The sequence below is a fragment of the Lysinibacillus sp. NPDC093216 genome, assembly GCF_050280325.1.
GTDB lineage: Bacteria > Bacillota > Bacilli > Bacillales_A > Planococcaceae > Lysinibacillus.
The window spans coordinates 47,563-71,160 of sequence record NZ_JBNNVB010000003.1 but is presented as its reverse complement, the minus strand read 5'-3'; the positions used below and the strand labels follow the sequence as shown (position 1 = coordinate 71,160).

At 36.0% G+C, this 23,598-nt stretch carries 22 protein-coding genes; 15 read left to right on the top strand and 7 right to left on the bottom strand.

What is annotated here, in order from left to right; translation table 11 throughout:
• The 6 genes from comX to ACQKOG_RS04975 all read left to right on the top strand — a co-directional run bounded on the left by comX (nt 1) and on the right by ACQKOG_RS04975 (nt 5,321).
• Nucleotides 1-159, top strand: a complete 159-nt coding sequence (gene comX, locus ACQKOG_RS05000) for a competence pheromone ComX (protein WP_370080026.1) — start codon at nt 1-3, stop codon at nt 157-159.
• A 23-nt stretch (nt 160-182) separates the two neighbouring features.
• Nucleotides 183-2,456, top strand: coding sequence for an ATP-binding protein (locus tag ACQKOG_RS04995; RefSeq protein ID WP_427445630.1), 2,274 nt, complete (start codon nt 183-185; stop codon nt 2,454-2,456).
• The gene (locus ACQKOG_RS04990) at nt 2,440-3,054 is read left to right on the top strand and encodes a response regulator (protein WP_370080104.1); all 615 of its coding nucleotides are present in this window, start codon (nt 2,440-2,442) and stop codon (nt 3,052-3,054) included. Before ACQKOG_RS04995 ends, ACQKOG_RS04990 begins: the two co-directional genes overlap by 17 nt.
• Before the next feature lie 433 nt (nt 3,055-3,487).
• Nucleotides 3,488-4,387 (top strand): hypothetical protein, encoded by a 900-nt coding sequence (locus ACQKOG_RS04985; RefSeq protein WP_402870172.1) that lies wholly within the window; start codon nt 3,488-3,490, stop codon nt 4,385-4,387.
• Between the two features lie 29 nt (nt 4,388-4,416).
• The gene (locus ACQKOG_RS04980; RefSeq protein WP_370080108.1) at nt 4,417-4,545 is read left to right on the top strand and encodes a hypothetical protein; all 129 of its coding nucleotides are present in this window, start codon (nt 4,417-4,419) and stop codon (nt 4,543-4,545) included.
• A gap of 164 nt (nt 4,546-4,709) precedes the next feature.
• Entirely contained in the window at nt 4,710-5,321 is a 612-nt protein-coding gene (locus ACQKOG_RS04975) for a phosphatase PAP2 family protein (RefSeq protein WP_370080022.1), read from the top strand.
• A gap of 210 nt (nt 5,322-5,531) precedes the next feature.
• Here ACQKOG_RS04975 and ACQKOG_RS04970 read toward each other — a convergent pair whose 3' ends face one another.
• Genes ACQKOG_RS04970 through thrC form a run of 3 tightly spaced genes read right to left on the bottom strand, consistent with a single transcriptional unit; the run spans nt 5,532 to nt 8,206 of the window.
• Nucleotides 5,532-6,215, bottom strand: coding sequence for a 2-hydroxy-3-keto-5-methylthiopentenyl-1-phosphate phosphatase (locus ACQKOG_RS04970; protein ID WP_370080020.1), 684 nt, complete (start codon nt 6,213-6,215; stop codon nt 5,532-5,534).
• 27 nt (nt 6,216-6,242) lie between these two features.
• Entirely contained in the window at nt 6,243-7,157 is a 915-nt protein-coding gene (gene thrB / locus ACQKOG_RS04965; RefSeq protein ID WP_370080018.1) for a homoserine kinase, read from the bottom strand.
• Nucleotides 7,154-8,206: a threonine synthase gene (gene thrC / locus ACQKOG_RS04960; protein WP_370080016.1), complete on the bottom strand. Its 1,053-nt coding sequence runs from the start codon at nt 8,204-8,206 to the stop codon at nt 7,154-7,156. Before thrC ends, thrB begins: the two co-directional genes overlap by 4 nt.
• Nucleotides 8,207-8,412: 206 nt before the next feature.
• Between thrC and ACQKOG_RS04955 the strand changes: the two genes are divergently transcribed.
• Nucleotides 8,413-9,642, top strand: coding sequence for an MFS transporter (locus ACQKOG_RS04955; protein ID WP_370080015.1), 1,230 nt, complete (start codon nt 8,413-8,415; stop codon nt 9,640-9,642).
• 721 nt (nt 9,643-10,363) lie between these two features.
• On the top strand, nt 10,364-11,230 hold the full coding sequence (locus tag ACQKOG_RS04950) for a MurR/RpiR family transcriptional regulator (RefSeq protein WP_370080013.1): 867 nt from the start codon (nt 10,364-10,366) through the stop codon (nt 11,228-11,230).
• 108 nt (nt 11,231-11,338) lie between these two features.
• On the opposite strand, the gene ACQKOG_RS04945 is transcribed toward ACQKOG_RS04950, so the two are convergent.
• A complete protein-coding gene (locus ACQKOG_RS04945) occupies nt 11,339-12,139 on the bottom strand; it encodes a GNAT family N-acetyltransferase (protein ID WP_370080011.1) in 801 nt (266 codons plus the stop codon).
• Between the two features lie 581 nt (nt 12,140-12,720).
• On the opposite strand from ACQKOG_RS04945, the gene ACQKOG_RS04940 reads away from it, so the two are divergent.
• A complete protein-coding gene (locus tag ACQKOG_RS04940) occupies nt 12,721-13,647 on the top strand; it encodes a manganese-dependent inorganic pyrophosphatase (protein WP_402870178.1) in 927 nt (308 codons plus the stop codon).
• 160 nt (nt 13,648-13,807) lie between these two features.
• Here ACQKOG_RS04940 and ACQKOG_RS04935 read toward each other — a convergent pair whose 3' ends face one another.
• Nucleotides 13,808-15,187: an FAD-dependent oxidoreductase gene (locus tag ACQKOG_RS04935; protein ID WP_370080007.1), complete on the bottom strand. Its 1,380-nt coding sequence runs from the start codon at nt 15,185-15,187 to the stop codon at nt 13,808-13,810.
• A 126-nt stretch (nt 15,188-15,313) separates the two neighbouring features.
• Between ACQKOG_RS04935 and ACQKOG_RS04930 the strand changes: the two genes are divergently transcribed.
• From ACQKOG_RS04930 to ACQKOG_RS04920, 3 genes are all read left to right on the top strand, one after another.
• Nucleotides 15,314-16,021 carry a DsbA family oxidoreductase gene (locus tag ACQKOG_RS04930; protein WP_427445364.1) on the top strand — a complete coding sequence of 236 codons (708 nt, stop codon included), beginning with the start codon at nt 15,314-15,316 and terminating at the stop codon, nt 16,019-16,021.
• Nucleotides 16,022-16,480: 459 nt separating this feature from the next.
• Nucleotides 16,481-17,104, top strand: coding sequence for an FMN-dependent NADH-azoreductase (locus ACQKOG_RS04925; RefSeq protein WP_370080003.1), 624 nt, complete (start codon nt 16,481-16,483; stop codon nt 17,102-17,104).
• A gap of 294 nt (nt 17,105-17,398) precedes the next feature.
• Nucleotides 17,399-19,759: a bifunctional 2',3'-cyclic-nucleotide 2'-phosphodiesterase/3'-nucleotidase gene (locus tag ACQKOG_RS04920; RefSeq protein WP_370080001.1), complete on the top strand. Its 2,361-nt coding sequence runs from the start codon at nt 17,399-17,401 to the stop codon at nt 19,757-19,759.
• Nucleotides 19,760-19,788: 29 nt separating this feature from the next.
• Here the strand turns inward: ACQKOG_RS04920 and ACQKOG_RS04915 are convergent, their stop codons facing one another.
• Nucleotides 19,789-20,157 (bottom strand): DUF2500 domain-containing protein, encoded by a 369-nt coding sequence (locus ACQKOG_RS04915; protein WP_370079999.1) that lies wholly within the window; start codon nt 20,155-20,157, stop codon nt 19,789-19,791.
• Between the two features lie 276 nt (nt 20,158-20,433).
• A complete protein-coding gene (locus ACQKOG_RS04910) occupies nt 20,434-20,595 on the bottom strand; it encodes a hypothetical protein (RefSeq protein WP_370079997.1) in 162 nt (53 codons plus the stop codon).
• A 622-nt stretch (nt 20,596-21,217) separates the two neighbouring features.
• Here ACQKOG_RS04910 and ACQKOG_RS04905 point away from each other — a divergent pair.
• The 3 genes from ACQKOG_RS04905 to ACQKOG_RS04895 all read left to right on the top strand — a co-directional run bounded on the left by ACQKOG_RS04905 (nt 21,218) and on the right by ACQKOG_RS04895 (nt 23,488).
• Nucleotides 21,218-21,523, top strand: a complete 306-nt coding sequence (locus tag ACQKOG_RS04905; RefSeq protein WP_370079995.1) for a winged helix-turn-helix transcriptional regulator — start codon at nt 21,218-21,220, stop codon at nt 21,521-21,523.
• Nucleotides 21,524-21,761: 238 nt separating this feature from the next.
• On the top strand, nt 21,762-22,676 hold the full coding sequence (gene murB / locus ACQKOG_RS04900; protein ID WP_370079993.1) for a UDP-N-acetylmuramate dehydrogenase: 915 nt from the start codon (nt 21,762-21,764) through the stop codon (nt 22,674-22,676).
• Between the two features lie 56 nt (nt 22,677-22,732).
• Complete coding sequence (locus tag ACQKOG_RS04895) at nt 22,733-23,488, top strand: exodeoxyribonuclease III (protein WP_402870195.1); 756 nt, start codon at nt 22,733-22,735, stop codon at nt 23,486-23,488.
• The last annotated feature ends 110 nt before the right edge of the window (nt 23,489-23,598 follow it).

Below are 23,598 nucleotides of genomic sequence, written 5' to 3'. Positions count from 1 at the left end.
ATGATTAATGTAATTCAACATCTAGAAAAAAACCCAGACTTAGTTGCACTCTTAAAAGAACAAAAAGCTTCATTAATTGGAGTTTCAGCTATGGAGCAAAGAGCGATACTTGATTCGTTTGATGAAGATGTACGCTTAGAAAGTGGATTTTGGAACTAAAAATAATTAAACGTATATGGTTTATGCTTGCTGTAAGTATTTACATATTGCTAGGATCTTACCTATTGTATATTACTTACAGCAAGCATTATTTGGGTATAGATTTAAAAGAAGAGAATGGGGAATGGGTAGTAACTAGTTCGTACAATAAACAATTAGAGGATGGAATTCGAATTTCTGAAGGAGATGTTATTTTAAGTGTAAATAACATTCATACAAAGGATGTCCCTAATGTAAAACATGATCATTTATTACGTACGGCAAGCTTGATAACAATTATGAAGCCTAACGGACAAATAATTGATGTGAGCATTAGTCGATTTGATTTACTAAAGCAATATTTTCATTACATATTGGTAATACCTTCTTGTTACTTTTTTTTAACATTAATTATTGTGTTTTACTTATATTTCAAACAAAAGAATACATCTCTTTTATGTTTACTTATTTTATTTATGCTCACTGTTTCCATGGCTTATGTAAGCATTGGTGCATCAGGAAGCCTAAATAGCATAGGTGTAATCGTTAACCGTTGTAGCATGTTACTATGCTTAGTGTTATTACTCCACTTCTTAAGGAATTATTACACATTTTTAAAAACAAATTGGTTGCTTTCTAATAATATAAAATTATTTTATATACTCCCTGTGATAGGGATGATATTGGGCGGTATTGGCGTTATTTACCCTGCTATTAATAATTTACTTTCGAATATTGTACTAGCTATGTTCTTCGTTTTCCTTATTATCATACTTAGTATTTTATCGCTAAGCTATTTCAAATATAAATCGCCTCAGTTAAAAATTTTATTAATTAGTATAATGATTCCGTTTCTGCCTTTCCTTTTTCTATATGCGCTCCCATACATTTTCTTCCATCGATATATACTTTCTGCTGAAATTAGTGCTCTATTTTTATTGTTAATTCCGTTTAGTTTCATTTTTACACAGTTAGCAGAACGATTATTTGATATTGAATACCATATTACAAGACTTCGTTATTATGTAATCTTTTCATTGATATTTACTTTATGGTTTATAGTTGGATTGTATTGGATTGCAGGAAAATATTTAACAATGAGCGTAATATCGGGTGTTTCATTCTTTACTTTTCTATCGTTAGTTGTTCTTTTTTACATAAAAGAGAAAGTCGATTATCGGAAACGAAAAATCTTATTTTCGACTAAAGGGGATTATATACATCAGTTATATACAGCGGTGGATAAAATAGGTAAAATTATCAAAATAGATGAGCTTCTAGAGAAATTTGCTCAAGAGGTTTCTCTGCATCTTGAGCTCGAACACGTATTTGTCTTAACTTATGACTATGACACAAAGCAATTTACATCAGCGGTTGAGGGAAATATTTCGATTAATCCAATGTTAATGGAAGATTTGAAATTGGGGGAAATTAAAAAAATTGACCAAGTGTATCTAGCCTTCCTCCATCAAGATGCTCATTATAAAAGAACATTAGTATTGGGACATAATAATTCAATTCATTTAAAAGATGAAGAGCTTCTATGGCTTGAATTGCTCTTATTGTATGTAAATAATTTTATTGAAAATACAAAGATGGTAGAAGAGCTGTTAGAGGAACTAAAGCATATGAGGCAAGCAGATGATAGTCAATTACCTTGGTTAAGCAAATTATTATGGTTAAGGTTTGAAGAGGAAAAATATCAATTAGCTCAAGAGTTACATGATACAAATTTGCAAGAGCAACTCCATATTGCCCGGGAGGTTGATGTCCTAGTCAATATGAAAGGTGCACCAGATATCCAGCCGAAACTTGCGAAAATACATCAGCAGATGGTTACATCTTTACATGATTTAAGAGCTTATTGTGAAAATTTGAAGCCCCCATTATTAGATACTCTAGGGTTAAACGCTGCATTAGAAAAGCTAATTCGCAAAGTAATAGAAAGATCTAGTTTTGTGTTAATTTATACGATAGATCGTCTTTATTTAGAGGATGAGCGTATGAATTTAATGATTTATCGATTATTTCAAGAATTACTCAACAATGCTTTAAAACATTCTTATGCAACAACAGTTGAAATTCATTTGCAGGAAATGGGCGATGGTTTCGAAATCATCTATAAGGATGATGGTGTAGGCTGTAATATTGATGATATTATTCTCGCAGATTCGATGGGAATTCAAGGTATGCAGGAGCGTGTAAAGGCATTTAAAGGGCAGTTTTGCATCGATACGCAGGTTGGTGAAGGAATGTCTATTAGAATTACAGTAAAAGAAGGAAGTGATACACTTGATTACGATGCTCATAGTGGATGATCACCCTATTGTTTTAGAGGGAACAAAAAATTTATTTCAAGAAAATGAAGATATTATAGTTGATACAGAAAGTGATGCAACTCATGTCATACAGAGAATTAAAAACAGACCATATGATATCTACTTAATTGATATAAATATGCCGTTAGAAAATGGCATTAATTTAGGACGAAACATTAAAGCTATCCAGTCAAATGCTTCAATTATTCTTTATACTGGTGATGATATAACTGATTATTATCCTCTTATTTTAGAACGGAAAATAGAAGGTATTTTAGCTAAAACAGCATCTAAGGAGCAAATCTTACGAACTGTTCGAGCCATTGCAAATGGTGAAATTGTTTTACCTCAAAATTTCTTGGATTTTCTCGATAATAAATTTAAATTGCAGGATGCAAAACTCGATATTCACTTGAATGAAAAAGAAAAGAAAATTTTAAGACTGATTGCGGAAGGACATACGAATAAAGCAATTGCTATAGAGTTAAATATTCCTCAAAGAACAACCGAAAGATATTTAACTCAGCTGTTTTCTTTGTTGAATGTAGATTCGCGGACAGAGGCAGTAAATCTTGCAGAAAGAATGAATTTACTATAGATAGTCTGTATGCTATACTAACTTTCGTTGGTATATTCTTCAATAAAAAGGGAGAGTTTGGATGGTTTTATAATACCATATTTTTACTTGGTTAATTATACCTAAACCTTAATTCTAAACACCTATAATTTTTCATAACACCGCCAAGTTATGGCGGTGTTTTTTCTATGTCCGCCAAATCACGCCGGAAATTGGGCTAAAGACCGCCAAAAAATTGGCGTAAACCCAACGTTGAAATGTCGGTGTAAGTACTGGTACGCTTAAGACAATCGTGGTTAAGTAGATTTGCTATAGTAGGTAATACTATATAAGATTTCGTTTAAAATAAGAGCCTGGCTATCTATGAAGAAAGTAGAGATTGTAGATTTTTTTAAAGTTACTAGCTAGTCAACGTACTTCACCATAAAACTTTATATAAAGGTAGGCGTGTATTTTGAAAGTAGAACTTGAAAATTTATTTTCTATAGATGAATCTAGTCAAGATCAAGTTATTAATGTTTATAATCGCTATGGTATTTTTATAGGTGCACCCAAAATAAGAAAAAGAAATTTAAAGGCATCTTTTAATCCTATTTTCACATTAAATGAAGACGTAACATATGAACATGTAGCAGCGCTATACAAATCATTGGAACACGAATTAGGAATTGTTTCAATCGGAGAACGTTTTTACTTTGACTTTTCGGATAGCGAATATGAGAAAGCACCATTGTTCACATTAAACTCAACTGGTAACTCACCTGATATGTTTATAGATGATAGAGGAACTTTATTTTCTATAAACACCCATTGCCAGCATTGCGGATTAATGGAAAAAGAGCAGCTTTCTCCATTAGTGATAGATACAACAGAAATGAAAGACCGTCATCTAGTTCATGTGAGCGGATATTGGGTTGCTTCACAGGAATTAGCGACATTAATGAAACAAGAGGATATTAAAGGCTACGAACTGTTAGAAGTTATTCATCAAGGACCGAAAGAAGGGAAGCAAAAAGCTTTTCAAATTATACCGACACAAGTATTACCAGAGAGTAGCGCTGAAAGAGTTAAATTGTATTTTGCGACAGAGCAACCTCCATGTCGTTGTGGATTAAGTGGGGTAATCAATGGTCCGGATATTTATAATCGTAAAGATATAACCAATATAGAAAATGATGTTTTCTTATCAGCAGAATGGAGTCATGACGGTAGATACTTATATCGAAAGACTTTGTTCAGTAGAAAGTTTAGAGAATTAATTATTAAAAACAATATATCTCGTGAAGTAAGAGGAGAGAAGGATAAAAACTTTGGGCCGAAGGATTGGTTATTCGATCCAGTATTATTAAAATAATTTAAACTGAAGATGAGGAAGTGTATATTTTGTTTAGAAAAATAATACCTATCGTTGCAATCTTATTTATCGTTGCATTAGCTCTTTCAAATTATTTTAATAAGGCAGAAGGAAAAACATTTGTCCTACCCCAAGAAAGAGGGGGCACACTGGGTTAGATAAAGATTTACCAATCGGACATTTACGGGCAAATAATCTTGTACCTAACTCCTTGGTGTCCGTATAACTTTACGTTGGGAGAAGCCAACTTCACCTCTAGTTGACTTAAATATGATATGATGTGAAAAATATAACAGCATATTGTTTTGAGGTGAAGTATTATATGAAAAATTGGGCTTATCCTTTAGCGGTATTAACGCTCATTAACTTTTTTGTGTTACGAGTTACTTTTCAAAGTGAATTAATCAAGACTTTTGATACAAAAATGGCTGATTTATTTTTCGGTAAGCGTTTTATAGAATTTTTTCACTATATAGGAGAACCGGCATTTGTAGTGTCTGTAGCTATAGTCTTAATAGTGTATTTAGTGTGGAAGGTAAAAAATAACCGAGGTATATTATTTGTTTTGTTAACGGTTGCAGGTGGAAATGTACTTAACCAATTATTGAAAAAATGGGTGCAGCGGCCAAGACCTGAGATTGAAGAACAATTAACATCCTTTAGCTTTCCTTCTGGACATGCTATGACCGGTATTTTGTATTTATTTACAATAGCTTATATTTTTTCGGAGAACAATAGCAAGGGACGTAAGACATTGCTTTGGCTTGGGGCAATTGTTTTAACTGTATTTATTGGCTTGTCTCGAGTAGCTGGAGCCCGCCATTTTGCTTCAGATGTATTGGCTGGATGGAGTATGGGTTATACGTGGTTTATCATTTGTGTTATTTGGTATGAACGTCGGAAGAGACTTTTTAAAGTGAAAAATAAATCATGACTTTGAATGGGAGCCATCTAATTAAAGATGGTTCCCTTTGTTATATAGAAATAAGAGCGGCACTTATGAACATACCGCCCTTATTTCTGGCTAATCACCAAATGTTGTGGATGACATTTGTTAAAACGTATGCCAATTTTATAAGTTGATTTCCGTTCCGACTGGGCGACTCCTTGGGGATTAGCAATAGAGGAACGAAGGCTAAAACCATCACATTGAAACGGCATTATCTGCTTCTATAAGCTTTTTTACAGCTTCTAAGCAATCATAGAATGTTTCAAATGGTTTATAAGGAAGATGAAGATCTTTACAGCGTTTAATAAGATGATCCCTAGCAAGTACTAAATCTGCCTGTTTTGCAGCCTCAAAATCAGAAAGTGAATCTCCGATTACGATTTTAAAATGATTACCCTGTGCAACTTTTCGCATAACACTTGGCTTGCAGCAACCGCAACCCTGTGTCTCAAATTTCGTGCATTCTTCATCACAGCTATTTGGAAAAATGAGCTTAATTTGCTGTCCGGAAAAATCAGCACGGTTACAATATATACCGGAAAATGGACCGTATTTTTTTAATAGTGGCTCAATGAAAAAATCCACACCGCCACTAACAATATAAAACGGAATATGGTTCTCTTGTGCATAACGAACGAAATCGACAAAGCCCTCACGTATAATGGCCGTATCCAATAAATATTGGATCACAGCATCCTTTTGTTTAGTTGATAATAGCTCGAACATTGCTGAAACGCCATCTTTAAAGGTTATAGTTTGTTCCATCATTGCTTTAGCAATTTTCTCAGATTCCTCTGGAACGAATTGAGTCATTAGTGAGACGATGTTATCGGTTTCTGTTATAGTGCCATCAAAATCACAGAAAATAATTGGTTTCAAGCTACTTCCTCCTTCAAGAAAAAACGTCTACTTTTGCAGTAGACGTTCAAATTTTACCTGTACACCATATTCATCGGCTTTTGTTAAGATAATTTCATGCTCTGGAAATTGATTTTTCATGGCAATTACGAAATCTTGCGCTATAGCAGTAGGGATGATAGAAATCAGTGTTGGTCCCGCTCCACTTAAAGCTGTTCCAAATGCCCCATTAACCTTTGCTGCGGCATGAATTTCTGTATATTGTGGAATTAAATTGGCACGGAAAGGTTCGTGGAATAAATCAGCTTCCATATAACGACCTGCACGCTCAAAATCACGAACCATTAATGATGCCGCTAGCATATTGGCATTTGCAGAGGCCCTCACTGCATATGTACGGTCAAATTGTTCTGGTAAAACAGAACGGGATTCACTTGTTTTTAGTTCGACACCGGGCACATACACAACAAAGGAAGCATCTAGATCGTTGACATGAAATGTATCAACAACGCCATTTTCATCCATTGAGGAAATTGTTAATCCCCCTAATACCGAGGCTGTTGCATTGTCTGGATGTCCTTCGATTTGTGAGGATAAATTGAGTTTATCCTGTAAAGTTAAGCCTAAGTCACAGACTTGGTTAGCTAGTTCAATTCCTGCAACGATGACCGCTGCACTGCTCCCTAAACCACGGGCTAAAGGAAGCTCACTTGCCATTTCAACACGACAAGCAGGTAGTGGCTTACCGTATTGATCCGCAATTTTTTTAGCAATCACGTATAGTAAGTGCTCTTCCAGCTCAAACTCTTTAGGACCATTATCATCGAGGTGGATAATTTCCCAACTATCCTGTAAAGACACGGTTAACTTTAAGTAAAGAGATAAGCCAAGACCTATTGAATCAAAACCAGGGCCTAGATTGGCTGTGCTCCCAGGAACCGTGATTTCCCACATGTTACTCATAGTACATCCTCGATGTATTTTCGAATTTCTTCCTCATCGTTTTTAAGTGAAACAACATCTACAGTCGAGACATTCATGGCAGTATCAGGATCTTTCAATCCATTACCCGTGAAAATTGTCACAACTTTAGAGCCCTTCGCAATCTTGCCATTTTCAACTGATTTAATAACGCCTGCTAATGATGCAGCTGAACCTGGTTCAACGAAAATTCCTTCAGTGCCAGCAATTAATTTGTAAGCAGCTAAAATTTCTTCGTCTGTAACCGAATCAATAATTCCACCAGACTCATCGCGAGCTGCTTCTGCAAATTTCCAACTTGCAGGATTACCGATACGAATAGCTGTTGCCACTGTCTCAGGATTAGCAATAGGTTCACCTTTTACAATTGCTGCTGCACCTTCAGCTTCAAAGCCGAACATTTTTGGTAAACCAGAGTCTTTTGCAGCATCGTATTCTTTAAAGCCTTTCCAGTACGCAGTAATGTTACCTGCGTTACCAACAGGGATGCAAAGATAGTCTGGAGCTTTTCCTAAAGCATCTACAATTTCAAATGACGCCGTTTTTTGCCCCTCGATGCGGAATGGATTCACAGAGTTTACAAGTGCCACAGGAGTTGTTTCGCTTACTTGGCGGACAATATTTAATGCATCATCAAAATTACCGTCGATTTCGATAATCTTTGCACCATACATTGTTGCTTGGGCTAGCTTACCTAGGGCTACTTTTCCTTTAGGGATAACGACTATGGACTGGATTCCAGCGCGTGTTGCATAAGCTGCTGCTGCGGCGGATGTGTTACCAGTTGAAGCACAAATAACGCATTTGCTACCTTCTTCAATCGCTTTTGCAACGGCAAACACCATACCACGGTCTTTAAATGAACCGGTTGGATTTGCACCTTCGATTTTTCCATAAAGCTCAATGCCTAGTTTTTTAGATAGATTTACTAGATGTATAAGAGGCGTATTGCCTTCGTTTAAAGTTAGAGCAGGTGTATTTTCTGTTACGGGTAAAAATTGTTTATATTCTTCAATTAGGCCTTTCCACATAACGTTTACGATCTCCTTTTGTTCTTATAGAAAGAACAGTTGTTTTTGTATAAAAGACATTTTAACGCAAATTGCCACATGTTTTCAATAGAATTTCGGAAATTGTCTAAACAATTCGGTAATTTGAATTTTCGCTTGTCACTTTCTTGAAACAACTGTATAGTAAACTCATAGTGTAAAGTCAAGTGTAAAGACAGGTGGTTAAAATGACGATAAATACAGTATCAACGGATAAATTTCAACAATCTATTTCTCGCAAAAAGCTTTTGGGGGTAGCGGGGGTAGGCTGGCTTTTTGATGCAATGGACGTAGGAATATTATCATTCGTTATTGCAGCTTTAGCAGTTGATTGGGGATTAACGCCAAGTCAGTCGGGTTGGATAGGTAGCATAAACTCAATTGGAATGGCTGTAGGAGCTCTTGTTTTCGGCGTACTAGCCGATAAAGTGGGACGTAAGCAAATTTTTATGTGGACGCTTGTATTATTTTCGATCGCAAGTGGCTTATCTGCATTTACCACTACATTAGCTGCTTTTATGACACTACGCTTTTTAGTAGGCATGGGGCTAGGGGGAGAATTGCCAGTCGCATCGACGTTAGTTTCTGAGAGTGTAGAAGCCAAAGAGCGTGGGCGAGTAGTTGTTTTGCTAGAAAGTTTCTGGGCGGCAGGATGGTTAATCGCTGCATTGATTTCGTATTTTGTTATTCCTTCGTGGGGATGGCGTAGTGCTTTATTGTTAACGGCAATTCCAGCAATATATGCAATTTATCTTCGTTGGAACTTGCCAGATTCACCACAATTTACAGTAAAGGCTGAGTCTAAGAAACGTAGTGTTATGCAAAATATTCGAGAAGTATGGTCGAAAAAATATTTACGCTCGACACTTATGTTATGGGTGTTATGGTTTACGGTTGTTTTCTCGTATTACGGTATGTTTTTATGGCTACCGAGTGTTATGGTTGGTAAAGGCTTTGATATGATTACGAGCTTTAAATATGTTCTCATTATGACGCTTGCGCAGCTACCAGGTTATTTTACAGCTGCTTGGTTTATAGAAAAATTCGGACGGAAGTTTGTACTTGTTTCTTATTTAATTGGTACAGCAGTAAGTGCGTTCATTTTTGGTAATGCGGAAACACTAGTAGTGCTATTAACATCTGGGATGTTTTTATCGTTCTTTAACTTAGGGGCATGGGGTGCGCTTTATGCTTATACACCAGAGCAGTATCCAGCAATTATCCGTGGAACGGGTGCAGGAATGGCAGCGGCTGTTGGGCGCATCGGTGGTATTTTTGGACCTTTGTTAGTAGGCTCTTTATTAACAGCAGGTTATGATATTGGCTTTATCTTTGCTATTTTCTGTGGAGCGATTATTATCGGTGTTGTTGGGGTAATATTCTTAGGTCGAGAAACGAAACAAATTGAATTAGAATAACAAAAATAATCATGTCTTGGATGAACTATAATCCAAGACATTTTTATCAATTAATTTACATAAAAATTAAGAGTTATTAATTTTTATACAAATATTTTTAAAAATCTGTTAAAATCACACAATAAGGTTCGTCACTGAAAATGGGGATGACATTTGGTTAAAACGTATAGCAAGTGGGTCAATTGATTGGAGTACAGGTCAGGGATTTATTGGTGATCACCATGGCTACAGACGTAACCTGGAGCGAGTTTCGTTAGGAAAGCTTACAGTCGCAGCGGAAATCAACCCTCGACTTATAAGGGTGATTTATCAATTAACTTTGATTAAGAAAATAGAACGATTTTTTGTCTTTTTCACATTAGCGAGTTAAAGCATTGAAGATTTTTCAGAAAAGTCGTTGTATTCAGATTGTAATCGTGATACTGTATTTTTAACTTCTTTCAGCAATTGTTTTCTGTAGCGACAGGTACAGATGTCCAAACACCCGATGAAAGAAGTTAAAGCCTCCAGCCGATTCCAGATTCATTGTTTATCTGTAGTGAAAGCAAAGCGACAGCAACAAATGTTTACTGTGCGAAAGCGAAGCGACAGCAACAAATGTTTACTGTGCGAAAGCGAAGCGACAGCAACAATTATGCCGAGGTATAATTGATCCGAATTTAGAGTCAGTAGGAAACAATCTCCGTTCGTGATAATTTCATTGAAAGAAAGGTTGTTAGAAATGAGCATAAATGAAGAAATAAAAAGAAGATTTGTTAGGCTGTCGAAAGGCCAGCGTAAAGTTGCACAATTTGTTATGAGTAACCCTACAGTTGTAATTGGTAATGGAGCAGCAGAAGTTGGTAGACAGGCGAATGTTAGTGAATCAACAGTTATTCGTTTTTGTTATGCAATGGATTTGATGGGCTATGTAGAGCTTCAAGACAAGGTTAGAAGCTATTTAATGACTCAAAATGGTGGTGAGAATCTTCAACCTACATATTTTTCAAGTAAGCGGAATATTCCGAGTTTTGGGAAGGTGATGCAACGCGATATTCAAAATATTCAAGATACGATTCATTTGATTAACGATAATATGCTCCAAAAAAGCTCGAAATGGATGCATGAAGCAGAGAACGTTTATATTTTAGGTACTCGTCAAGCTGCGTCCATAGCAAATTGGTTATCGTCTACAATGAAAACTTTACGTCCAAATGTAAAACAGCTTCGCTCAGAATCCGACGATATTGTACAGCAAATTAACAGCATGGGAGAGCAGACGACATTAATAGTTTTGATAGGGGACAAGCATTCAAACGACGTTCAAACGATTGTAGAAATTGCCAAGAAGAAAAAGGCTAAAATTATTGCTATTACTGGTTCGGCGTTGTCTTCTATTCGGGAATATGCAAGTGCATTATTTACACTTGGTCTGAAAAAGCAATCTTCATTGGATGTTATTCCAGTATTATTTTCGTTTTTACATGCGCTAATTGAGGAAATGGTTAGTCAGGATAAAGCACAATATGAGAAATATCAGCAATCATATGAGCAATTAGAAAATAATTTGTTATTCTTAGATGCAGCAAGAGAGAAGCAAGTTTTCTAAACATTTTACAACGCGTAGAAACCGTAAAATACTAATCTATGCGTTTTATTTACGCTACACATAAAAAAGATGTCCAAAAAAGTTTTTAGACATCCTTGAAAAAGAAGCTTATAAAATTTTACTTAAGCTATATTCGTTAATAAAGGTATCATTTAATTTAATAGCGTTTTGTCGAATACCTTCTTGCTCAAAACCTAGTTTTTTAAACAGATGTAAAGCACAATCATTATGTTCCATAACAGATACTTCTAAGCGCGAAATATCCCGCTGTTTAGACCATTGTTCAACTGCCTTCATCAGCTCTGAACCAATACCTTGTCGTTGATGCTCTTCCTTAACAGCTAGGCGGATTGATGCAACATGCTTAGCTTTAGAATGTTTATATCCATGGATAACGGCATAACCAGCAAAATTACCATTTAATATACAAAGTAAAATTGTACGGTTTTTTAATTGTTTCCAAGTGCTTAAATCTTTACGAAGTTGTTGAACTGTAAGGTCTAATTCATTTTCCATGTTATACATGAAGTCAGTTTCTTGGAAAATTTCTTCTTGCAAATGAATAAATGATCTGGCATCTGATGCTTCAATTGCTCGAATTATGTATGCAGATGGGTTTTCGTCATCTTTAGAAATATTACTCGTAGTCTTCATTTGTGTACGCGAGAAAGATACACTGGTACCGAGTTTAACATCAATGACATAGTAGCCTGCATTTGTCCATGACAAATAGTGAGAGAGAGGGGGCTTTGTTTTCTTCCACCAGCTCCTATTCAAGTAAGCGGCATTTGGCAAGGCTTGTCCCATAATATTTTCGAGTTCGCTAAATGATAAAGTAATTTCTTGTTGTAAAGCTACTTCAAAATAATTTGCTAAAGGAATATACTTTTTTTCCATCTTCTTTGTCATCGTGATCCCCATTTCCTGTATATCCTAATATATATATAGACTACCTGATAATAGCATAAAATTATGGTTTCTTAAATATAAAAACACAACTATATATCTACTTATAGCAAATATTTTTTATAAACTACGTATTATTATTATTAAGTGTTATAAATAGGATGTTATTAACAGATAAATATATTAAATTCAATAATAACCCAGAATTAGTGGTAACAGGTAATTTTTGGTTCCGTTCCGTGAAGTGAGGTTGATTTCCGTTCCGACTATGCACTTTCCTCGGGGCGTCCGGCGAGCCGCTTTTGTTGTTGTTGTCGCTGCACTTTCGCACAGATAAAACCTTGTTGCTGTCGCTTCGCTTTCGTGCAAAAAACATCTGCCGCTGACGCTAGGCTTTCGCGCAAAAAAACATCTGCCGGCCAAAGCACAAAGCCGATTCCGGACGCAATTATGCTGAGGCATCATTGATTTGTATATTGGTAGTAGATCCTTTATAGATAAACTTTCACTTTATATCATGTTTGCTCATAAGGTATGATAAAATAAAATATAAATGTTATTGCCATTCAGGAGGAATAAATTCAATGAGTAAAGTTTTAGTTTTTGGTCATAAAAATCCAGATACAGACACAATTACATCTGCAATTGTATATGCATATTTAAAACAGCAAATTGGCGTTGATGCTGAAGCGGTACGCCTTGGAGAAGTAAATAACGAAACTCAATTTGCTTTAGATAAATTTGGCTTTGAAGCACCTCGTTTAATTTCATCAGTAGTTGGAGAAGCAGAAAAAGTAATCCTTGTAGACCACAATGAATTCCAGCAATCTGCTGACGGCATTGAAGAGGTACAAATTACAGAGGTCATTGATCATCACCGTATTGCCAACTTCCAAACGGCAGATCCACTATACTACCGTGCAGAACCTGTAGGCTGTACTGCAACAATTCTAAACAAAATCTTCAAAGAACATGGCGTAGCAATTCCTGCAAACATTGCTGGATTAATGCTTTCTGCTATTGTTTCTGATACATTATTATTCAAATCTCCAACTTGCACTGAGCAAGATGTAAAAGCTGGTGAGGAGCTAGCGAAAATTGCAGGTGTTGATGCTGCTGAATACGGTTTAGCAATGCTTAAAGCAGGTGCTGACCTTTCAGATAAATCATTAGAAGATCTTTTATCATTAGATGCAAAAGAATTTCAATTCGGTGAATATAAATCTGTAGTAGCTCAAGTAAATGCTGTCGATATTAACGATGTACTTGGTCGCCAAGAAGAATTAGAAATTTTATTAAATAAAAATGTAGCGGAAAATGGCTTAGGTTTATTCTTCTTTGTTGTAACAGATATTTTAAACAATGATTCAACAGCCGTTGCAGTTGGACAAGTAGCTGAGGCTGCAGCAAAAGGATTTGGCGCGGAGCTTGTGAATAATCGCGTTCTTTTACCGGGTGTTGTATCCCGTAAAAAACAAATCGTTCCAGTTTTAACTGATGCATTGAAATAATAAAAAGATGCTGGGACAAAAAGAAAAAATGTTAGACCGATTGTATTTCGGTCTAACATTTTTTTTGATTTAGGAAGGAACACTTTACTTGTTGAAGCAAAAAAGTTATTATCTATTTTCGCTATTTATCAAAATAATCGAGTTCAGTCCCAGCCCCTTTTTAATCTAGTTTTAATGGGTGTACAGCAGGACCTTCAAGAACTTCTCCTTTGGCATTAAAACGAGAGCCATGACAAGGGCAATCCCATGTTTCGTCGGCTTCATTCCATTTTGTTTTACAGCCTAAATGCGTGCAAGTTGGTGTATTAGCATGTTTCACATAACCAGTCACGAACTCCTTAGCTACAAAGCCTCCTACCTTTAGCATCTGCATAAACTGTGCCCCGAATTTCGTACGTGCCGGCGAGTAAAGAGGAATGGCACCATCCTCATTCCCAGCTCCTGTTATTAGGGATGATAGGATATCTCCCGCTACAAAAGAATTGGAAATTCCCCATTTTCGATAGCCAGTTGCAATGAAAACATTAGGCAAGGATGGTGTAATCCTGCCAACATAAGGGACCATATCAGGTGTTTCAATGTCCTGCGCTGACCAGCGATAGATTGCCTCCTGATCGAAATGCGCCTTCATTTCATTTTGAATGGCCTCATAATAGGGCTCCGTATTAGTCGTTTCACCTGCAATATGATTAGCTCCACCTAATACTAAATAGTGCTCGCCGTTAATGGTAGCCGTCCGAATAGAGCGAGTAGGATTATCTACGCATAAATATTGACCTTGTAGTGTATCGGTAATTTTGCTAGCAACCATATAGGAGCGACTATTAGAAAGTTTAAAAAGCTGAAGTCCTCTAAAGGCTTCGATTGGATAGTGTGTGCACAAAATAAGCTTGTTGTATTGAACCGACATATTATTTGCGGTATGTAAGCTATTCTGAGGTATGTTTAATTGCTGAACACGGGTATTTGTGTAGATTTTTGCACCCATTGATAATGCTTCTTTTACAAGGAAATTACAAACTTCTACTGGATGTATTTGAGCTTGCTGGGACATGCTAAGCGCTTTTGTAACTGGGAAGGGAAGCTCTGTATCAGAAGTGATTTTCGCCTTAATATTTAATACTTTATAGGCATTCCATTCTTTTAATAATTGGGCATAACCTTCTTTTGTTTGGCAATAAAGCAAGGAATCTACTTGTTGAATACTTTCTTTAGGGAGTAACTGTAATGCTTTCTCTACAGCTATTTGGTTTAACTGATAATAGAGTCGTGCCTCATCTACAGAAAGTTTTTCAATAAGGTTGGCATAAACTAAGCTATGCTGAGCAGTTAATTTTCCTGTTGAATTACCAGTCGTACCATGACCGATATGGGAATTTGCCTCAAGTAAGACCACCTCTACTCCCGATTTTGCTAAGACATATGCTGTATATAGTCCCGTCAATCCTCCACCGATTATACATACATCACAAGTTGTTGATGCAGGAAGCGATGGTAGCGAGACGGGATCAATTGTTCCGAGCCAAAGAGATTGTGTCATACATAACCCTCACATTGTTTTTACGTTCAGTATGTAGATTGATTTGAAAATTTATGCAATGAAGCATAAAAATTGCCTTGCTGTATTTACTATCGCTACAATGTAGCAAAAGGAGCGTGACTACCTATGAAAATTGAAATCTGGTCAGATTATGTATGTCCATTTTGTTATATTGGTAAAAAGCAACTAGAGCAGGCGATTCAGGATATGGGTTTTGCAGGGCAGGTAGAGCTTGTTTATAAAAGCTATCAACTTGACCCAACAACACCTGTGGATACTAATGTGTCTACGTATGAAGCATTGGCGAAAAAGTATGGAATGTCGTTAGAAAAAGCGAAGGAAATGACGCAAGGTGTTGCTGCTCGCGCTAAAGAAGTTGGTCTAGAGTATAACTTTGATAATTCAATGGAGGAAAATACATTAAAAGCGCATCGTCTAGTAAAATGGGCAGAAAAGCAAGGGGATGTTACAGCACTTGTCGAAGCACTATTATACAGTTATTTTATTGAAGTAAAGCGTATTGGTCAGGACGATGTATTAATCGATATTGCTGTGCAAGTAGGTCTGAACCGTGATGAAGTTGCAAAGGTTCTATCTAACGATGATTTTAAAATAGACGTAGAGACAGATATACAAGAAGGGCTACAGCTTGGCGTAAGAGGGGTACCGTTCTTTGTGTTAAATCGTAAGTACGGTATTTCTGGGGCACAACCTCAAGAAGTATTTGAAGAAACTTTACGTAAAGTTGCTGAGGAAGAAGGCATACAACCAGGATTAAAGATGGCAGGCTCTGAAGATGGTGGAGTTTGTACCGATGATAGTTGTAAATTTTAATTCTGATGGAGAAAGGTAAGAAATAATAGAAGCTGATCTGACTATAACGACACTCAGGTAAGGACCTCGAAAAGGTTGGGTTCCCTTACAGAATACTCGAAGAAGCTCGGGGAAGTTCATTTCACACTCCAAAACAACCTAACACATAGATCAAAAGGGGATGACCTTTGTTAAACGCATATCGTGTGGCGAAGTTGATTGGAATGGAGGCTGGGCGACTCCTTGGAGTCAAATCATAGCGTCATAGATGAGACCCTGAAGCGGCTCATCGGACGCCCCCAGGAAAGCGCTCGGTCGGAATGGAAAGAAACTTTACGTTATGGGGTAAATTTGAATCAATTACATTTCGGTCAAAAGTCTGAGTCTACTAGCGTTGACTTTTTTCGTAAATTTTTTTAATATACTTATATATCTTGAATTCGAGATATTAAACTTTGATTTTAAGGGAGAATTTATATAATGAATGTATTAGTAGTAAAAGCAAACAACCGTCCAGATGGTATTTCAACAAAAATGTATGACACATTTATGGAAAATGTACAAGGTGTAGATGTAACGACTTTTGACGTATTCGCAGAAGATATGCCTTATTTCGGTCAAGATCTTTTCAATGCTTTTGGTAAAGTACAAAACGGTGAAGCGTTAACTGACGTTGAATCACGTCTTTTAGCAGCAAAACAAAAAGCTATGGATGCTTTAACTGCAGCTGATGTTGTTGTATTTGCTTTCCCACTTTGGAACTTAACAATCCCAGCGAAATTACAAACTTTCATCGACTATGTATTCCAAGCTGGTTATACATTTAAATATAATGAAAACGGTCAATTAGAAGGCTTAATGGGTGACAAAAAAGTTGTTATCTTAAATGCTCGTGGTGGTTACTATTCAGCACCTGAAGCACAACCAATGGAAATGTCAGTTAACTACATCAAAAACGTTGTTGGCATGTTCGGTATGGAAATTATCGAAGAGGTTATCATTGAAGGCCATAACGCGTCACAAGATAAAGCACAAGAAATTATTGCAAATGGCCTAGAAGCGGTTAAAAAAGTTGCCCAATCTTTACAAACTGTAAATGCATAATAAATTAATTTTTAATAAAAGTTCTCTCTAATTTGAGAGGACTTTTTTTATTTCTTTCATAGAGGTATGGTAATGCTGAGGAGGACTAAAATATTGATATTATGCGCTTATTCTTGATTTACATTTAATAACATCATATTGGTGAAATGATAGTAATCTATCGTTTTCGAGTAAAGTGTTTTGTTATTTGGTTAAAAATACATACAATTAGGACTATTCGTTCAGTAAATAAAGCAATTAGTATAATATAATAGAAATTGTAGGAAAATATTAGATTTTTAAGGAGGGTGTTTCATGAATAAGAAATTAATGACTAAATTCTTGGCGATGTTACTTGTTCTATTCGCGGTCTTACCATTTGGACTATCCGCAAATGCTGCATCAAACGATGTAACACGTGGGGATTATGTGAAAGAATTAGTAGAAAGCTTAAATGTAGAGCTAGGTGATGGTTCTAAAATTGCCTTCACTGATGTCTCTAAGGATTTAGCCCCGTATGTAGAAAAAGCAGTAGAATTGAAGCTTATTAAAGGTAAAACTGCGACATTGTTTGATCCAAATGATAAATTGACACGTCAACAAGCATTTGTTATTTCTGCTCGTGGATTAGTCAATGAAAACGCTCCACTTTCTGTATTAGATCAGTTTAAAGATGTAGATAAAGTTGCAACAACACATAAGCAAGATATAGCAAATGCCGTTGCTGCAAACATATTACAAGGGTTTGAAGATAACACAATTCGTCCTGATGACTATGTCACAACTGAACAAATGCAAAGTATTATTGAACGCTTTGTAGCCGAATACAAATTACCTACATCTACAACTAATGTAGATCTTCAAATTTTAGGAACAACAGATATTCATACAAACCTTGCAAATTATAATTATTTTTTAGATACTGAATCAGCTGATATAGGTTTAGCAAACACAGCAACATTAATTGAACAAGCCCGTACTGAGAATCCAAACACATTATTATTTGATAATGGCGATTTAATTCAAGGAACGCCACTAGGATCTTATAAAGCATTGGAGAGCGTTTTAAAACCAGGTGAAGTTCATCCAGCTATTGCAGCACTAAATGCACTGAAATATGATGGTGGAACTTTAGGGAACCATGAGTTCAACTATGGTTTAGAGTTTTTAGATGAAGTATTAAATGATGCAAAATATCCAGTTGTAAATGCAAACACATACGACGCTAAAACGAAAGAGCGTATGTATACACCTTATGTAATTCTTGATAAAGAGGTTGTAGACAATAAAGGTAAAAAGCACACACTTAAAGTTGGCGTTACAGGTATCGTACCTACGAAAATTGTTGAATGGGATGCTGTTCATTTAGCAGGCAAAGTAGAAATGCAAGAACCAGTTGAAGCGGTGAAAGAGGTTGTACCAGAAATGCAAAAAGCAGGTGCAGACGTAATTGTAGTACTTTCACACTCAGGTATTGGTGAGGATTCTTACGTAAAAGGTAACGAAAACGTTGGATATCAAATCTCTGAGATTGAGGGGGTCGACGCTTTAATTACTGGTCACTCTCATTTAACATTCCCAGGTGACTATAAAAATCTTAAAAATGTTGATCAAGAAAAAGGGACAATTAACGGTGTGCCTACTGTTATGGCAGGAAGCTATGGTAGCTATCTTGGAGTCATTGATTTAAAACTAGAACAACAAGGCTCTAAATGGGTTGTAGTGGATGGACAGGGTTCTATCCGTTCTATCAAACAAGAAGGCTTACAACCATCTAAAACAGTTTTAAATGTAATTAAAGAAGCGCATGAAGGTACGTTGAAGTATATACGTCAGCCTGTTGGTGAGACAACTGCACCAATCCATAGCTACTTCTCAATGGTTCAAGATGACCCTTCTATTCAAATTGTGACACAAGCTCAAAAATGGTTTATTGAGAAAGAATTAAAAGGTACCGCTGATGAAAACACACCAATTCTTTCTGCTGGTGCACCTTTCAAAGCAGGGTCTCGTAACAACCCTTCAGATTACACGAACATTCCTGTAGGTCCGCTTGCGATTAAAAATATGGCAGACATTTATTATTACGATAATACGGTTGCAACGATTAAAGTAACAGGTGCACAAGCAGTTGAATGGTTAGAAATGGCTGCTGGTATTTTTGCAACAATTGATCCAAATAAAACTGAAGAACAAAATATTATTGACCCAGAGGCACGTTCTTACAATTTTGACGTATTAGATGGTTTAACATATCAAATCGATGTAACATCTCCGGCGAAATATGATAGTCGAGGTATTCTGGTAGATGAAAAAGCAAATCGTATTAAAAACGTACAATACAACGGTAAACCAATCGATTTAAATCAAGAATTTATCATCATTACGAACAATTACCGCGTGGGTGGTTCTTATGGTACCACATTTAAAAATACAGATGGCTCTAATATAACAAACTATGCTTATGAAAATCGCCAAGCTGTCATTGATTACGTTATGGAAAATAAAACAATTAATCCTGCTGCGGATAACAACTGGTCATTTGTACCGTTCCCAGCAAATACGAAAATCATTTACAACTCTGCTAAGGATGCGCAAAAAGTCATTCCTGCAGGTAGTAATATCGAATATTTAGGAGATACAGAAGGTGGCTTTGCTAAATATTTAATTAAGTAATAATGAAATGTTAAAAGGAGAGTGCGTTGTTAAACGCTGCTCTCCTTTTTGTGTCGCTCAAATGTATGATAACGTGTTCCTTGAAATGTTAATAAGCCAAGGTCATCTTCTGCAAGCTGTCCATAATCACGACCATTCATTTTTAATTCTAGACGATCGCCACTTTGTACTTCGAACGTTACATAGTACGATGTATAGGCACTAGAGTTACCAGAACCTCCACTAGTATTCGAACGTTTTGTTACGACTTTAGCGGGTACTGTTAATAATGGTTCATTGTTGTTTTTCGACCATTGTAAGATACCTTTAATAATAGTAAAAGCTATAATACCGAACACGATAAAAAACATTATTGAAATAAAACTGGGTATAAAAGAGAATTCATCAAACCCAACCATAAAAGGCCTCCAATCTATGAAATATTGTGCTTGAAGTCGTTATAAAGGCGGATGTCACGGAAATCAGAAAGGAATCAAGCACAAAGCCGATTCCGGACGCATTGTTTATCTGTAGCGAAAGCGAAGCGACAGCAACAAATGTTTCTGTGCGAAAGCGAAGCGACAGCAACAATTATGACGAGGCATAATTGATTAGTTAAATCGCCATGTATAGCAAACTCCTTATCTTCTAGTTTTTCAATATATGTAGACGTAAATGAAATTTTTGGATAAATGTCAGCGTCGAAAAAATAAGGGAGATACAAGCACATAAAGACCGAAGTTTTTCGTCGAGACACTAGCAACAGCGATTATGAATAAAAAGTTTGCACCCGCCATTTCTGAAAAAACTATTTCTGCATCGTACGAATCAAATACACCATATATTTTTGATATCATCATATGTTGTACAGAAATGCCAATAGTTGAACGACTAAAATCAATCGCATACTTTTTTGTTGGAAAAGCATACCAAACTGATATCTTACATGAATAATAAAATAAACAATTCAGATATTCAACGAGTTTTTAGAAAAAATGAGAGAATATTACATTGATAAAAGTTCATTTTGTGAATGTTTAAAAAGAGTATAAAAACCCTAATCCGTAAGACAGTTTTGTCAACATAAGGTCATAACCGTACGTTATCTTTTCTTTTAAAAAGGGATACAACAATGGAAGGAGTCATAATAATAAAATCATGCGCATCTATATAGAAGTAAGTTGCCATTTTCAATGCAGATATTAAACGACCATTACTCACCTCTAATTGAACGGTCATGGGTAATTTCTATGGCATCGTTATTTTTATATAAATACTATAAGGACAGAGTTAGATAAGGTAGTAGTTACCTACTTTAAAATTGAATCTAAATCAAATTCCAAAATGATAAAACATTTATAAGTTACATTTAGTAATTAAATGAAAAATAGTAAACAGATTATTGTTAGTAAATAAGTTACTTTAAATTTACTTTTTTAAAAATAATCGTTACAATAGAGTACATAAGAGGTGAAAAAAATGAGTGAGTCAAATTTATGTCCTCGTTTAGCTAAAGCAATGGATTTAATTGGAAAACGCTGGACAGGGCTAATTTTATATCAATTATTAGACGGACCACAGCGCTTCAATGAGATAGAATCTTCATTACCTGTAAGCGGTCGTTTATTATCCGAACGTTTAAAAGAGCTAGAAAAAGAAGGGCTTGTTGAACGAAAAGTATATTCAGAGGTACCAGTACGTGTTGAGTATTCTTTGACGGATAAAGGTTGGGCATTAGAAGGAGCAATCCGTAATATTGAATCATGGGCATCGAGTTGGCTTTAACTTCTTTCAGTAGAAGATAAGTGTGAAGTCTATCTCGAATTTTCTGATGGATAGATAAACATTGGACATATGTAATACGAATGACCATGAAATTTCTTTATCATATTCATCATCTCAGCAGGGACTCTCGCTACCCGTTAAGGCGAGAAAAAAATAACCTTCATTTTACTTGTCAAATTAGGGTTCTAAATCCATACTAGTGTAGAGTAAGAAGGACGTTAGAAAGGAATTAGCTCTCATGACAAAAGAACAATGGGTGGCGGATTTAGCAAAGAGCGTTAATCCGGCCAATATTAAGTTAGATGAATCATTGCAGCAATATACTATGACAAAATTAGGTGGTAAAGCGGATGTTTTCGTTCTCGTTGAAACAGAGGAAGAGGCAGCAACGGTTATTCGCTATGCCCATAAGAATAATATACCTTTATTAATGTTAGGTAATGGATCTAATATGGTCGTTCGTGATGGCGGTCATCGAGGGATCGTTGTTACATTTTCATTTTTAGATGAGATTCGCATTAATGGTGACCATGTTTACGCGCAAAGCGGTGCACTTATTAAGGATGTATCGAAACTGGCTGCGGCTGCATCTTTAACAGGTTTTGAATTTGCATGTGGTATCCCTGGCTCAGTTGGTGGAGCTATGGCAATGAATGCAGGTGCATATGGCGGTGAAATTAAGGATATTATTATTTCTTCGAAAGTATTAACAAAAGAAGGCGAAATTTTAATATTATCGAAAGATGAACTTGAACTTAGTTATCGACATAGTATCATTGCCAAGAAGGGGTATTATGTATTATCATCCGAATTTCAATTAGCAAAAGGTGTACAGGAAGAAATTGATGCGAAAATTGCTGATTTAACGTTTCAGCGAGAATCTAAGCAGCCGTTAGAATACCCATCTGCAGGAAGTGTTTTTAAGCGCCCACCAGGTTACTTTGCTGGCAAGCTTATTCAAGATAGTGGCTTACAAGGAAAAGGCGTAGGTGATGCAGAGGTATCAACGAAGCATGCAGGCTTTATTGTTAATAAAGGTAATGCAACGGCTACTGACTATATTGCAACAATCCAAATGGTACAACGAGTAGTTAAAGAAAAGTTTGGCATCGACTTAGAAACAGAAGTAAAAATCGTTGGTGACGAATTATAGGATACTACGCCCTTCGCTAATGGTGGAGGGCGTTTTTTTGAGGAGTGAAACAGAAAATGAAGTTTATATCATGGAATGTTAATGGGATTAGAGCCTGCTTAGGTAAAGGGTTTTTAGATTTCTTCAATCATGTAGATGCAGATTTTTTCTGTATTCAAGAAACAAAGTGTCAGGCTGAACAAGTGGAGATTTCACTTGAGGGATATGAGCAATATTGGAATTATGCAGAGAAGAAAGGTTATTCAGGTACAGCCATCTTTACAAAACATACCCCACTTGCAGTACGTTATGGTGTTGGTGACGATGAATCGCAGGAAGAGGGGAGAATTATTACACTAGAGTATGAAGATTTTTACTTAGTGAATGTTTATACTCCGAATTCACAGCGTGATTTAGCTAGACTACCTCTTCGTTTAAAATGGGAGGATCGATTAGCGTTATATTTAAAAGAGTTAGATTCTAAGAAACCTATAGTCTACTGCGGTGATTTAAACGTCGCACATATGGACATTGATTTAAAAAATGCGAAGTCTAATGTTGGTAATTCAGGTTTTACATATGAAGAACGTGAAAAAATGACGGAGCTATTGGCAAGTGGTTTTGTAGATTCATTCCGCTACATGTATCCAGATACAACAGATCACTATACATGGTGGTCTTATATGAATAAAGTACGCGAACGTAATATCGGATGGCGTATTGACTACTTTATTGTTTCTGAAAGACTAAAGAACAAAATTAATGTGGCAAGCATTCATTCACAAATTATGGGCAGTGATCATTGTCCAATTGAATTACAGCTTAATAACTAGTTTCTATGAAAAATCGTATTTTCTAAAAAGAAATACGATTTTTTTTTTTTACTGCAACGCAATAAATAATCAATTATGCCTCAACATAATTGTGTCAGGAATCGGAAAGG